The sequence below is a fragment of the Streptomyces sp. MST-110588 genome (assembly GCF_022695595.1).
Classification (GTDB): Bacteria; Actinomycetota; Actinomycetes; order Streptomycetales; family Streptomycetaceae; genus Streptomyces.
Genome location: NZ_CP074380.1, coordinates 6458667 through 6471319 on the forward strand (window position 1 = coordinate 6458667; position 12653 = coordinate 6471319).

The following is a 12653-nucleotide window of genomic DNA, read 5'->3' on the forward strand; positions in this document are numbered from 1 at the left end:
CAACCCGACCGGCCCGCCCCCGCGATCACCACGTCCGCGTCCGGCCGCCCGTCCGGTGCGCTGCCTGCCGTCGCGTCCGCCGATTCCGATACCTCGGAGGTGTTCCTCGTGATCCTCATGCGCTCACTATAGTGACTAAAAATTTATGGCGGCTAAAATTCTGGTCATGAGCGATGACGAGCACGAGCGCGCGAGCGGGGCCTATGGCACGCAGGGGGTACGGGGGGAGCCGGAGCCCGAGGGGCTCACCCTGCGCCAGCGCAAGAAGTTCCGGACGCGGCGGCGGATCTCCGGCGTGGCCACGCAGCTCTTCGTGGAGCGGGGCTTTGAGAACGTCACCGTCGCGGAGGTGGCGCGGGCCGCCGAGGTGTCCACGATGACGGTCTTCAACTACTTCCCGCGCAAGGAAGACCTCTTCTTCGACCGGGAACCGGAGATGGTGGAGCTGATCACCCGGGCCGTACGGGAACGCGGCCCGGGCCACCCGCCGCTCGCCGCCCTGCGCGACCTGGCGCTGGACCTGCTGGCGCGGCGGCATCCGCTGGGAGCGGTGGGTGAGGGGTTCACCCACTTCTGTCAGGTCGTGGTCGATTCGCCGGCGCTGCGGGCCCGGGCGCGCGAGGCGGTCGGGGAGATCGAGGACCTGCTGGCCGGGCTGCTGGCCGAGGCGGTCGGCGCGGACGCCCGCGATCACGGCCCGCGGCTGGCCGCGGCGCTCGTCCTCGCCGGCTGCCGTACGGCGTACGGCACCGCGGTGCGGCGGCAGTTCGCCGGGGATTCCGTCGAGGCCGTCGCCGCCGATCAGGCGATCCTCCTGAAGGAGACGTTCGCGGTGCTGGAGCCGGTGGTGGAGCGGGTGCTCCCGGGGGCGGCCCGGCCGGTGGCGGACGCCGGGCCGGAGGGGTAGGCGGGGCGGCCGGGCCGTCGAGGCCATGGGGGCGGTCGCGGACCGTCCCGGAGTGTGGCGAGGCGTTCCGAAGCGTGGCGGGGCGTCCCGGAGCGTGGCGGGGTGTTGCGCGGCGTGTGTGAGACCGCACCGTACGGATACGTGTTTCTCACGCGTCGTGTGCGGCACCTCTCTCACCAGCGGGGAAGTCAAGGGCGCCACCACTCGTTGGAGTGAAGGTAGCTGCCGACGGCCATAAATCGAATGCGCGTGCTATAGGCTCGTGTGTGGCATCACTAAGACAGTGCCGCGGCGGCCCCCATACCCTGGGGCGAGGGGCCCGCTCGGCTCCGCCGCCTCCGCCCAGTGCCGTGGCCGCGGAAGCAGAGCCGCGGCCCCCGCCCCCTCCAGAAAGGTGCCGACCGGCGTGGCCGACCGTCTCATCGTCCGTGGCGCTCGCGAGCACAACCTCCGGAACGTCTCCCTCGACCTGCCCCGCGACTCCCTGATCGTCTTCACGGGGCTTTCGGGGTCGGGCAAGTCCTCGCTCGCCTTCGACACGATCTTCGCCGAGGGTCAGCGGCGTTACGTCGAGTCGCTGTCCTCCTACGCCCGGCAGTTCCTCGGGCAGATGGACAAGCCCGACGTCGACTTCATCGAGGGCCTGTCGCCCGCGGTCTCCATCGACCAGAAGTCGACCTCGCGCAACCCGCGCTCGACGGTCGGCACGATCACCGAGGTCTACGACTACCTCCGCCTGCTGTTCGCCCGCATCGGCAAGCCGCACTGCCCCGAGTGCGCGCGGCCGATCGCCCGCCAGTCGCCGCAGGCCATCGTGGACAAGGTGCTGGAGCTGCCCGAGGGCAGCCGCTTCCAGGTGCTCTCCCCGCTGGTGCGCGAGCGCAAGGGCGAGTTCGTCGACCTCTTCGCCGACCTCCAGACCAAGGGCTACAGCCGCGCCCGCGTCGACGGACAGACCATCCAGCTCTCCGAGCCGCCCAAGCTCAAGAAGCAGGAGAAGCACACCATCGAGGTGGTCGTGGACCGCCTCACCGTCAAGGACAGCGCCAAGCGGCGGCTGACCGACTCCGTGGAGACCGCGCTGGGCCTGTCCGGCGGCATGGTCATCCTGGACTTCGTCGACCTGGACGAGGACGATCCGCAGCGCGAGCGGATGTACTCGGAGCACCTGTACTGCCCGTACGACGACCTGTCCTTCGAGGAGCTGGAGCCGCGCTCCTTCTCCTTCAACTCGCCCTTCGGCGCCTGCCCCGACTGCAGCGGCATCGGGTCGCGCATGGAGGTCGACCCCGAGCTGATCGTCCCGGACGAGGACAAGTCCCTGGACGAGGGCGCCATCCACCCCTGGTCACACGGCCACACCAAGGAGTACTTCGGCCGCCTGGTCGGCGCGCTGGCCGACGCCCTGGGATTCCGTACGGACATCCCGTGGGCGGGGCTGCCGCAGCGCGCGAAGAAGGCGCTGATGAACGGCCACAAGACGCAGATCGACGTGCGCTACCGCAACCGCTACGGCCGCGAGCGGTCCTACACCACCGCCTTCGAGGGCGCGGTGCCCTTCGTCAAGCGGCGCCACCAGGAGGCGGAGAGCGACAGCAGCCGGGAGCGCTTCGAGGGCTACATGCGCGAGGTGCCCTGCCCGACCTGTGAGGGGACGCGGCTGAAGCCGATCGTCCTGGCCGTCACGGTCCAGGGCAGGTCGATCGCCGACGTCGCGGCCATGTCGATCAGCGACTGCGCCGACTTCCTGCGGGAGATGACGCTCGACGCCCGCGAGAAGAAGATCGCGGAGCGGGTCCTGAAGGAGGTCAACGAGCGGCTGAAGTTCCTGGTCGACGTCGGCCTGGACTACCTCTCGCTCAACCGGGCCGCCGGCACGCTCTCCGGCGGCGAGGCCCAGCGCATCCGGCTCGCCACCCAGATCGGCTCCGGCCTGGTCGGCGTCCTGTACGTACTGGACGAGCCCTCGATCGGCCTCCACCAGCGCGACAACCACCGGCTGATCGAGACGCTGGTACGGCTGCGGGACATGGGCAACACCCTCATCGTGGTCGAACACGACGAGGACACCATCAAGGTCGCGGACTGGATCGTGGACATCGGCCCGGGCGCCGGCGAGCACGGCGGCAAGGTCGTCCACAGCGGCCCGCTGAAGGAGCTGCTGGCCAACAAGGAGTCGATGACCGGGCAGTACCTGTCCGGGCGCAAGACCATCCCCACGCCGGAGATCCGCCGCCCGGCCGACCCCGCGCGGCGGCTGACGGTGCACGGCGCGAAGGAGAACAACCTCCGCGACATCGACGTCTCCTTCCCGCTGGGCGTGCTCACCGCCGTCACCGGCGTCTCCGGCTCCGGCAAGTCCACGCTCGTCAACGACATCCTCTACACCCACCTGGCGCGCGAGCTGAACGGCGCCAAGTCGGTGCCGGGCCGGCACACCCGTGTGGCGGGCGACGACCTGGTCGACAAGGTCGTGCACGTCGACCAGTCGCCCATCGGCCGTACGCCCCGGTCCAACCCGGCCACCTACACCGGTGTCTTCGACCACGTCCGCAAGCTGTTCGCGGAGACGACGGAGGCCAAGGTCCGCGGGTACCTCCCCGGGCGCTTCTCCTTCAACGTCAAGGGCGGCCGGTGCGAGAACTGCTCCGGCGACGGCACGATCAAGATCGAGATGAACTTCCTGCCGGACGTGTACGTGCCGTGCGAGGTCTGCCACGGCGCGCGCTACAACCGCGAGACGCTGGAGGTCCACTACAAGGGCAAGTCCATCGCCGAGGTGCTGGACATGCCCATCGAGGAGGCGCTGGACTTCTTCGAGGCCGTGCCCACCATCGCCCGGCACCTGAAGACCCTCAACGAGGTGGGCCTTGGATACGTACGGCTCGGGCAGTCCGCGCCGACGCTCTCCGGCGGTGAGGCACAGCGCGTCAAGCTCGCCTCCGAGCTGCAGAAGCGCTCGACGGGCCGTACGGTCTACGTCCTGGACGAGCCGACGACCGGTCTGCACTTCGAGGACATCAGCAAGCTCATCAAGGTGCTGTCCGGACTGGTCGACAAGGGCAACTCGGTGATCGTCATCGAGCACAACCTCGACGTGATCAAGACGGCCGACTGGGTCGTGGACATGGGTCCGGAAGGCGGCAGCGGCGGCGGCATGGTCGTCGCCGAGGGCACGCCCGAGCAGGTTGCGGCGGTTCCCTCCAGCCACACGGGCAAGTTCCTGCGGGAGATCCTCGGCGACCGGGTCAGCGACGCGGAGCCGGCCGGCAAGCCGGGGCGGGCCGCGGCGAAGAAGACGGCCGCGAAGAAGAGCACGGCGCGCCGGACGGTGGCCGCGCAGGCGACGGCGAAGAAGACCGTTTCCGCCAGGACGGGGACGGCGTCGGCGACCGCATCGTCGGCGTCGGCTCCGGCGAAGAAGACGGCCGCGAAGTCCTCGGCCGCGAAGAAGACGGCTGCCACCAAGGCGGCTGCCACCAAGGCGGCGCGGGCCCGCCGGGCCTGAGCCCGGCGGCCCGTCGGCCCGGCCCCGGCAGCTCGGGAGACGGACTTCGGCCGGCCGGAGCGGGTGCGTTATCAGCGCCCGCGCCGGCCGGCCGAAGTGTGTTCCGTCCGGGCCCGGTGGCCGGTCGTCCTCAGTCCGTCGGTTCCGCCAGCTCCGCCGCGTACGGCGGCTCGGCGCCCGCGCGGGAGCAGGTGACGGCGGCGGCGCGGGCGGCGAAGCCCAGGATGTCGCGCCAGTCGGCGGCGCCCAGCGAGGCCACGGCCGCGTACGACAGCGCGTCGTGCGCGGCGAGCCGGTGCAGCAGCGCGGCGTTGACCGTGTCACCCGCGCCGATCGTGTCCACCACCTCGACCCGCTCGCCCGCGACGCTCACCTCACCGCCTCCCGGCGTCAGTACGGTCAGCCCCTCCCCGCCCCGCGTGAGCACGACCGCCGCGGGCCCCGCCGTCAGCCACTCCTTCAGCGCCGCCGCCAGGTCCCGGTTCCCGGCCAGCCACGCCGCGTCCTCCTCGGAGAGCTTGAGCAGTGCCACATGCGGCAGCCAGGAGCGGAAGCGGTCACGGTAGGCGTCGCCGTCCGGGATCAAGGTGGTACGGATGTTGGGGTCCAGTGCCGTGAACAGTCCGCGTCCGGCCTCCCGGCGCAGCAGGGACTCGTACGCGCCGGCGCCCGGCTCCAGGACGAGCGAGCAGGTGCCCAGCGACAACGCGCGGGCGTGGGCGGGCAGTTCGGCGGGCAGGGTGAACAGGCGGTCGGCGGTGCCCTCGACGTAGAAGCCGTAGCCGGCCGAGCCGTCCGCGCCGATGTCGGCGAGGGCGAGGGTGGTGGGCTCGGTGCCGCGCTGGACCAGCGAGGTGTCCACCCCGGCCGTACGCAGCCCCGCCAGCAGGGACCGGCCGAAGGCGTCGGTGGACAGCCGGGAGCAGAAGGCGGTGGGCGAGCCGAGCCGGCCGAGCGCCACGGCGGTGTTGTACGGGCCGCCGCCGCGCCGCGGCAGCAGGGCGGGCAGCCCTTCCGGCGCGGGTGGGGTCTGCGGGCTGGGGACGAGGTCGATCAGGGCCTCGCCGGCGACGACGATCACGGGGTGCGGTTCCTTTCCTGAGCCCGGCTGCCGGGCGCTGTGCTGTCCCCGCCGCGGGAGGCGGTGTGCTCCTGGCCGCCGGGCCCGGTGCGGGACCCTCCGCCGGGCCCGGTGCCGTCCTCGCGGCAGCCGCACGACGTACGGTGCACGAAGGTGCAGGGGAGGCGAAGGGTGCGGGGCGGCCGGCCCGGCTCCTCCAGCCGCTCCAGCAGCAGCCGGACCGCCGTCGCGCCGATCTCCTTGCTGGGCTGGCAGACCGCGGTCAGCCGCGGGGAGAACAGGTCGGCCCAGGAGAAGTCGTCGAAGCAGGCCAGTGCGATGTCGTGAGGCACCTCGCGGCCCAGGTCGCGCAGCGCCTGGAGGGTGCCGATGGTCATCGCGTTGTTGGCGGTGATGATCGCGGTGGGCGGCCGGGAGGCGGCCAGCAGATGGCGGGTGGCGGCCTCGGCGCCCCGGGCCTCGGAGTTGCCGCCCGCCAGCAGTTCGGGGACGAAGGGCAGCCCGCGGGCGCGCAGCCCCTCCCGGTAGCCCTGGACGCGCTCGGTGGTCGTGCTCAGTCCGGGCAGCCCGGCGACCAGGCCGATGCGGGTGTGCCCCAGGCCGGCCAGGTGCTCGACCAGTTCGCGTACGGGGGCGGTGTTCTCGGCGCAGACCTGGTCGTGCTCCTCACCGACGAGCCGGTCCAGGAAGACGGTGGGCACCGCGCGCCGGGTCACGTACTGGACCATGCCGGCCGGGGCGGCGGACGGCGCGACGATCATGCCGTCCACCCTGCGCTCGTGCAGCAGCCGGACGACTTTCAGCTCGTGCTCGGGGTCGTCGTGCGGGTCGGCGATCAGCAGGCTGTAGCCGGCCTCCAGCGCGCTGGACTCCACGCCCTGGAGGATCTCGGTGAAGTACGGGTTGCTGATCGCGGAGACCGCCAGGCCGATGGAGCGGGTGCGGGAGGTGACCAGGGAGCGGGCCAGGGTGTTGTGGGTGTAGCCCAGCTCGTCGATGGCGTCCAGGACGGCGGCGCGGGTGCCGGGACGTACCGTACGGGTCTCGTTGAGCACATGCGAGACCGTGGCCACGGACACTCCGGCGTGCCGTGCCACGTCGGCCATCGTCGTCATCCCGCTCTTCCTCCCCGAATGTCTTCGGCCGCGCCGGTCACCGCCGCGGGCCTGTCGGTACGTAGTCCATCACAGCCTAGACGTAAACGCTTGCGCAAGCGTTTACGTGCACGTTATGGTCCCGGCACCCCAACCGCACGAGGACGTGAGGAGGCGCCGTATGCGCGCCGTCGTGGTCACCCGGCCGGGAACATCCGGCAGCCAGGCCGAAACGGTTCTTCAGGAAGTTCCCGACCCCCGGCCCGGCCCGGGAGAAGTCGTCGTACGCGTCTCCTCGTGCGGCCTGTGCGGCACCGACATGCACATCCTGGGCGGCGAACTGCCCTCCGTCCGCTACCCGCTGACCCCCGGCCACGAGCTGACCGGCGAGGTCGTGGAGACCGGCGAGGGCGTCGTGACGCCGGCCGTCGGCGACCGGGTCGCGGTGGACCCCAACATGCCCTGCGGCGCCTGCCACTACTGCCGCATCGGCCGCGGCAACCTCTGCGAGGACTACCGCGCCGTCGGCGTCACGCAGGCCGGCGGCTTCGCCGAACTGGTCGCCGTACCGGCCCGCTGCTGCTACCTGCTGCCCACAGGCTTCTCCGAGGCCGCCGCCGGCCTGGTCGAGCCGCTGTCCTGCGCGGTGCACGGCCTGAACCGGCTGCCCCGCCGCCCCGGCGAGCACTACCTGATCTACGGCGCCGGAACGATGGGCCTGATGATGGCCGCGCTCGTACGGACCGCGGGCGCCGCCTCCGTCTCGATGGTGGACCTCAATGAGGACCGGCTGGCCTTCGCCGAGTCCTTCGGCGTGGACGCCGCCGTCACGCACGCCGGCGAGCTCGGGCGGGCGCCCGGCTTCGAGGTCGTCATCGACGCGACCGGCGTGGTCGCCGCCATCGAGGACGGCCTCACCCGGGTCCGCAGGGGCGGGACGTTCCTCCAGTTCGGCGTCGCCGACCCGGCCCGCACCGCGGCCTTCTCGCCGTACCGCGTCTACAACGACGAGATCGACATCATCGGGTCGATGGCGGTCCACCACTCCTTCCAGCCCGCCATCGACCTCCTGGCCTCCGGGCTGGACCTGGACCCGCTGGTCAGCGACGTCTTCGCCCTGGAGGACTTCGACGAGGCCGTCGCCCGCTTCCGCGCGGGCACCGGACGCAAGATCCACCTCGCCCCGCAGAAGAAGGGATGAGGGCCGTGCGACCCCGCGTGAAGAACGCCCTGATCTGGGTCTTCGGCGCCCTCGGCGGCATCCTGTGGGGCTATGACACCGGCGTGATATCCGGTGCCATGCTCTTCATCAAGGACGACATCGCCCTGACCCCGCTGCTGGAGGGCATGGTCGTCTCCGGCCTGCTCGTCGGCGCCATGCTCGGCGCGGGGCTGGCGGGCCGGCTCAGCGACTCCTGGGGCCGGCGCAAGCTGATCCTGGCCGCCTCCGGCGTCTTCATCCTCGGCACCCTCGGCGCGTCCCTGGCCACCGGCCCCTGGTCGCTGATCGTCTTCCGCTTCGTGATCGGCACCGGCGTCGGCATCGCCTCCGTCGTCGTCCCCCTCTACCTGACCGAACTGGCGCCCAAGCACCTGCGCGGCGGCCTGACGTCCCTGATGCAGCTCCTGGTCACGGTCGGCATCTTCCTCGCGTACGTCACCGACTACCTGCTCGCCGGTGACGGGGCGTGGCGCTGGATGATCGGCCTGGGCACGGTGCCCGCCGCGATCCTGGCGCTGGGCATCGTCACCCAGCCCGAGAGCCCCCGCTGGCTGGTCGGCAAGGGCCGCGACGAACAGGCCCGTACGGTCTTGAGGCAACTGCGCGGCGACGGCGCGGCGGCCGGGGCGGAGCTGGCCGAGATCCAGGAGACCGAGCGCGCCGAGCGGGCACAGAGCGTGCCCCTGAGCCTGCGGGACCTGCTCTCACCCCGGCTGCGGCCCGTCCTGGCCGCCGGGATGCTGCTGGTCTTCTTCCAGAACTTCGTCGGCATCAACACGATCATCTATTACGCGCCGACCCTGCTCACCGACATCGGCTTCGGCTCGGACGGCGCCATCCTGGCCAACGTCGGCATCGGCCTGCTCAACATGCTCATGACGCTGCCCGCCATGCGGCTGATCGACCGCCGGGGCCGCAAGCCGCTGCTGCTGGGCGGCGCGCTGGGCATGTGTACGGCGATGGTCCTGCTGGCCGTCACCAACCTTTCCGGCCTGGGCTACGGCCCGCTGCTCTCGGCGCTGACGCTGGGCGGCATCGCCCTGTACATCGCCTCCTTCGCCGTCTCCTGGGGGCCGGTGCAGTGGGTGATGCTGCCGGAGCTGTTCCCGATGCGCATCCGGGCCTCGGCCGTCAGCCTGTGCGTGCTGTTCAACTGGCTGTTCAACATGATCGTGGCGCTGGTCTTCCCCTCCCTGCTGCACGCCTGGGGCGCGGGGGTGAACTTCCTGTTCTTCGCGGTGACGACGCTGGCGGCCTTCGTCCTGGTACGGAAGGTGCTGCCGGAGACCAAGGGGCGCAGCCTGGAGGAGATCGAACAGGAGCTGCTGCGGCAAAGGCCGGGCCGGTCCCGGGCGGAAGGATCTGTACCGGTATCGTCAGGTGCCGACGCCCCCAGGTGAGGCCCCCATGTGACGCCTGACGCCCTTTGGTGACGCCCTTTGGTGACGTCCTTTCGTGGTCCCTTCTGTGACCGCCCGCGGTCACCTTCGAGCACTGGAGTACGCCATGAGCCAGCCCCCCGCCCGCCGGACCGTGCTGCGAGGGGCGGCGCTCGTGGGCGCGGCGGGCTTCGGCGTCGCCGCCTGCTCCTCCGGCGGGTCCAAGGAGGCGTCCGCGGTGCCCACCGCGCCCGTCGAACTGGGGGCGGCCTCGGAAGTGCCGGTCGGCGGCGCCAAGCTCTACCGCGAGAGCCGGCTGGTGGTCTCCCAGCCCGCCAAGGGGCAGTTCAAGTGCTTCGGGGCCAAGTGCACCCACGCGGGCTGTGTGCTGGACAAGGTCGACAAGACGGAGGGGCACTGCCCCTGCCACGGCAGCCGGTTCGACGTGGCCACCGGTCAGGTGATGCAGGGCCCGGCGACCAAGCCGCTGCCGGAGGTCCCGGTGAAGGTCGAGAACGGCAAGCTCGTCGCGGGCTAGCGACGGCCCTTCGCCGGGGAAGTCTCCGGCGGTCGACGGGGCGAGCGGCCGGCGCCCGCGGGCCGTACGGACCGGACCGGGGCGCTCAGCTCGGCTCGGCCGAGCCCGGCTGGCTCGGCTCGGCCGAGCCCGGCTCGCTCCGCTCAGCTCCAGTCCCAGCCGATCCCCAGGATGCCGGGCCGCACCACCTGCTCGATCAGATGGACGCCGCGGTGGGCCCCGCTGAGCGTCAGCTCCTGCTGCGCGCCGCGCGGCGCGCCCGCCGAGACCTGGGCGAAGCGGCGGCAGCGCACCGGCAGCGCCGCCTGGTCGAAGCGCACCTGGAGCACGTACTGCCCGCCCGCGAAGCTGAATCCCCGTACGTACTCGGTGCTGGGGCCGCCGCTGCCGTCCTGGATGCCGTACCCGAAGACATGGGTCTCCCCGGTCCGCAGCCGGGTGTCGAAAAGCAGCTCGGCGACCACCACCCCGCTGACCGCGTCCCCGCGCACCCGGCCCGTCCGGCAGTTCTCCGCCGCCCGCACCACCACCCGCGAGGGGTCGCAGCCCGGGTCGCCCCGGTGGATGGCGACATAGCGGTCCACGCCGTCCCGGTGGGCGCGGACGACCTGGAAGGACTCCCGGCCGCGCATCTCTCGCCCGGCCCCTATGAAGACCCGCTCGTGATGGGTGACGGTGTGCAGTCCGCCGTCCGTGGGGGACTCCAGTTCGGCGAGCAGCCGGTGTACGGAGTCGGCCGAGCCGACCAGTGAGCGGTAGGAACGGGCGGCGGGCCGCTCGGTGACCGGTCCGGCGCCGCCCTCGGGGACCAGCAGCCGCAGCAGGGAGTGCGCGGGCAGCTCCAGCACCTCCTCCAGCGCGCGTACGGCCCGCAGCGACTCGGGGCGCTGCGGGCGGCGGGCGCCCTGCTGCCAGTAACTCAGGCTCGTCACGCCGACCTTGACGCCGCGCTGTGCGAGCCGGTGCTGTACGCGGTGCAGGGCGAGGCCGCGTACCGCGAGCGCGGTGCGCAGCGCCAGATGGAAGGGGCCGGTGCGCAGGATGTGCGCCAGTTCCGGCGGGGCCGTCGGTGCCGCCGGTGCCGCCGGTCCAAAGGTGTCCTGATTCATCGCCCCAACCCTTCAGCGCGCGTGGTGAATGTTCACAACCGGATCGCGCGCCTTGCACTACCCCCGCTTGTTCACTGCGGTACGCCGGGCGCGCGCCGTTCACAGGCGGCACCTGCCGTCCACACCCCCGTACCACCTGCATTGAAGCGTGTTGACCTGCTCCCGACAACACCCGATGCTCCTGGTCAGCATCCGGATGCGCTCCTCCGTCCCACACCCCTCGCTCGGGAGGAACGCCCATGACCCGTGCAGCACGCACCCCCCGCGACGCAGACACCTGTCGGCCGCGGCACTCGGCGCCACCGCGCTGATCGCCGTCTCCGTGGCCCCGGCCGCCGCGTCCCCCACCGCGGCCACCGCAGCCCCCGCCGTGACGACCGCGTCCCCACCGCGGCCGTCGACACCTCCACGGCGGCCGGTCCCCGGTTCGCCGCCAACCGGCTCGACATCACCATGCAGGCCCAGGAGAAGACCAACTGGTGCTGGGCCGCCTCCGGCAACACCATCGCGACCTGGTACGGCAGGAACTACAGCCAGAACCAGTTCTGCAACGCCGCCTTCAACCGTCAGCAGGGCACCACCTGTCCCAACAGCCAGGCCACCCTGGGCAACGTCCAGACCGCCCTGAGCTGGGCGGGCATCAGGCCCGGCTCGTACGTCTCGGGCTATCTGCGCTACGGCACCGTGCAGAGCGAGATCAACGCCCGGCGGCCCGTCGAGACCCGCATCCAGTGGTCCTCCGGCGGCGGCCACATGCACGTCGTCTACGGCTACGACACCGCCAACAACTGGATCTACTGGGGTGACCCGTGGCCCAACAACTACCGCTACAACTGGGGGGACTACAACTACTACGTCAACGGCGACTCCTTCTCCTGGACGCACTCCCTGTACCGGATCGGAGCCTGAGACCATGACGAAGAAGAGCGCCGCACGGAACCTGGCCGCCGGGGCCCTGGCCGCCGTCGTCATCGGCTCGACGGCCCCGCCCGCCCTGGCCGACGCGGCCCCCGCCGCCCCGCCGGCCCCGCCCCGCTCGGCCGTCACCGCCGCCCACGACGCGGCGGCGGCCCCCGCCACCCTGGAGACCCTCTCGCGCTTCTTCGCCCGCGACGGCGCGATCAGCCGCACCAGGGCGCAACCCAGGATCGAGGGGCGGACCGTGCCCGTCTACGTCCTGTCGCCCGACTTCGTGCGGGGCAGGACCGGCGCGCCGGTGTCCCGGCTGGAGTTCCTGGCCAGCAAGGCCGTCTCCGCCGACGGCCAGAAGGCGTCCGTATGGACCGTACGCACCGGTGGCAACTGGAAGGTCGTCAACATCGCCACCGGTGACGACGAGACGCGCCACGCCGCCGCTGGCGGTGGCGGAACGGTCTTCCACGAGCCGCAGATCGACGCCTGGTACGTCCAGCGCGGTGCGCGGATCCTGCCGCTGGAGGACAGGGCCAAGCGGGCGATCGGCGCGCGGGGCACCACGGTCGCCGCCTACCAGAAGCGGGTGGCGAAGGCGTACGGCGACAAACTGCCCGGATCGGCGTACGACAAGCGCGGCGAGGCGGGCGGCTACGGGCCGGGCGCGGCACCGGGCGGCGGCGCGTCCGGCCCGGACGGCACCGCCGTGCGGGCCGCCGGAGCCGGAACCGCAGCGGAGACCGGGGCCGGTGACGCCCGGCAGCAGCCCGTCGCGGCCGGTGAGATGGGGGGCGGTGACGGCGCGGTGACCGCGGCCTCGGCCGTGGCGGGCGTCGCCGCGGCGGCGGCCCTGGGCCTCATCTCGACCGCGGCCGTACGCCGGCTGCGCCGCCGCTGAGCCCG

At 72.1% G+C, this 12653-nt stretch carries 10 protein-coding genes; 7 read left to right on the forward strand and 3 right to left on the reverse strand.

Going from position 1 to position 12653, the window contains the following annotated elements; genetic code table 11:
• Positions 1-166: 166 nt before the first annotated feature.
• Complete coding sequence (locus KGS77_RS28300) at positions 167-907, forward strand: TetR family transcriptional regulator (protein WP_242585986.1); 741 nt, start codon at positions 167-169, stop codon at positions 905-907.
• Positions 908-1313: 406 nt separating this feature from the next.
• Entirely contained in the window at positions 1314-4415 is a 3102-nt protein-coding gene (gene uvrA / locus KGS77_RS28305) for an excinuclease ABC subunit UvrA (RefSeq protein WP_242585987.1), read from the forward strand.
• Between the two features lie 130 nt (positions 4416-4545).
• Here uvrA and KGS77_RS28310 read toward each other — a convergent pair whose 3' ends face one another.
• The gene (locus tag KGS77_RS28310; RefSeq protein WP_242585988.1) at positions 4546-5496 is read right to left on the reverse strand and encodes a carbohydrate kinase; all 951 of its coding nucleotides are present in this window, start codon (positions 5494-5496) and stop codon (positions 4546-4548) included.
• The gene (locus KGS77_RS28315; protein ID WP_242585989.1) at positions 5493-6611 is read right to left on the reverse strand and encodes a LacI family DNA-binding transcriptional regulator; all 1119 of its coding nucleotides are present in this window, start codon (positions 6609-6611) and stop codon (positions 5493-5495) included. Before KGS77_RS28315 ends, KGS77_RS28310 begins: the two co-directional genes overlap by 4 nt.
• Before the next feature lie 160 nt (positions 6612-6771).
• Here KGS77_RS28315 and KGS77_RS28320 point away from each other — a divergent pair, with 160 nt between their 5' ends.
• From KGS77_RS28320 to KGS77_RS28330, 3 genes are all read left to right on the forward strand, one after another.
• Positions 6772-7791 (forward strand): zinc-dependent alcohol dehydrogenase family protein, encoded by a 1020-nt coding sequence (locus tag KGS77_RS28320; RefSeq protein WP_242585990.1) that lies wholly within the window; start codon positions 6772-6774, stop codon positions 7789-7791.
• On the forward strand, positions 7788-9212 hold the full coding sequence (locus tag KGS77_RS28325; RefSeq protein ID WP_242585991.1) for a sugar porter family MFS transporter: 1425 nt from the start codon (positions 7788-7790) through the stop codon (positions 9210-9212). Before KGS77_RS28320 ends, KGS77_RS28325 begins: the two co-directional genes overlap by 4 nt.
• Before the next feature lie 106 nt (positions 9213-9318).
• The gene (locus KGS77_RS28330) at positions 9319-9729 is read left to right on the forward strand and encodes a Rieske (2Fe-2S) protein (protein WP_242585992.1); all 411 of its coding nucleotides are present in this window, start codon (positions 9319-9321) and stop codon (positions 9727-9729) included.
• Positions 9730-9872: 143 nt separating this feature from the next.
• On the opposite strand, the gene KGS77_RS28335 is transcribed toward KGS77_RS28330, so the two are convergent.
• Positions 9873-10838 carry a hypothetical protein gene (locus KGS77_RS28335; protein WP_242585993.1) on the reverse strand — a complete coding sequence of 322 codons (966 nt, stop codon included), beginning with the start codon at positions 10836-10838 and terminating at the stop codon, positions 9873-9875.
• A 246-nt stretch (positions 10839-11084) separates the two neighbouring features.
• Here KGS77_RS28335 and KGS77_RS28340 point away from each other — a divergent pair, with 246 nt between their 5' ends.
• Together KGS77_RS28340 and KGS77_RS28345 are read left to right on the forward strand one after the other, a co-directional pair.
• On the forward strand, positions 11085-11747 hold the full coding sequence (locus KGS77_RS28340) for a papain-like cysteine protease family protein (RefSeq protein ID WP_242585994.1): 663 nt from the start codon (positions 11085-11087) through the stop codon (positions 11745-11747).
• A 4-nt stretch (positions 11748-11751) separates the two neighbouring features.
• Positions 11752-12648: a hypothetical protein gene (locus KGS77_RS28345; RefSeq protein WP_242585995.1), complete on the forward strand. Its 897-nt coding sequence runs from the start codon at positions 11752-11754 to the stop codon at positions 12646-12648.
• Positions 12649-12653: the final 5 nt, after the last annotated feature.

Excerpts from the sequence above, each read along its gene's own strand:
- KGS77_RS28300 (WP_242585986.1), top strand. The coding sequence starts at position 167 with ATGAGCGATGACGAGCACGAGCGCGCGAGCGGGGCCTATGGCACGCAG.
- KGS77_RS28315 (WP_242585989.1), bottom strand. The coding sequence starts at position 6,611 with ATGACGACGATGGCCGACGTGGCACGGCACGCCGGAGTGTCCGTGGCC.
- KGS77_RS28320 (WP_242585990.1), top strand. The coding sequence starts at position 6,772 with ATGCGCGCCGTCGTGGTCACCCGGCCGGGAACATCCGGCAGCCAGGCC.
- KGS77_RS28325 (WP_242585991.1), top strand. The coding sequence starts at position 7,788 with ATGAGGGCCGTGCGACCCCGCGTGAAGAACGCCCTGATCTGGGTCTTC.
- KGS77_RS28330 (WP_242585992.1), top strand. The coding sequence starts at position 9,319 with ATGAGCCAGCCCCCCGCCCGCCGGACCGTGCTGCGAGGGGCGGCGCTC.
- KGS77_RS28335 (WP_242585993.1), bottom strand. The coding sequence starts at position 10,838 with ATGAATCAGGACACCTTTGGACCGGCGGCACCGGCGGCACCGACGGCC.
- KGS77_RS28345 (WP_242585995.1), top strand. The coding sequence starts at position 11,752 with ATGACGAAGAAGAGCGCCGCACGGAACCTGGCCGCCGGGGCCCTGGCC.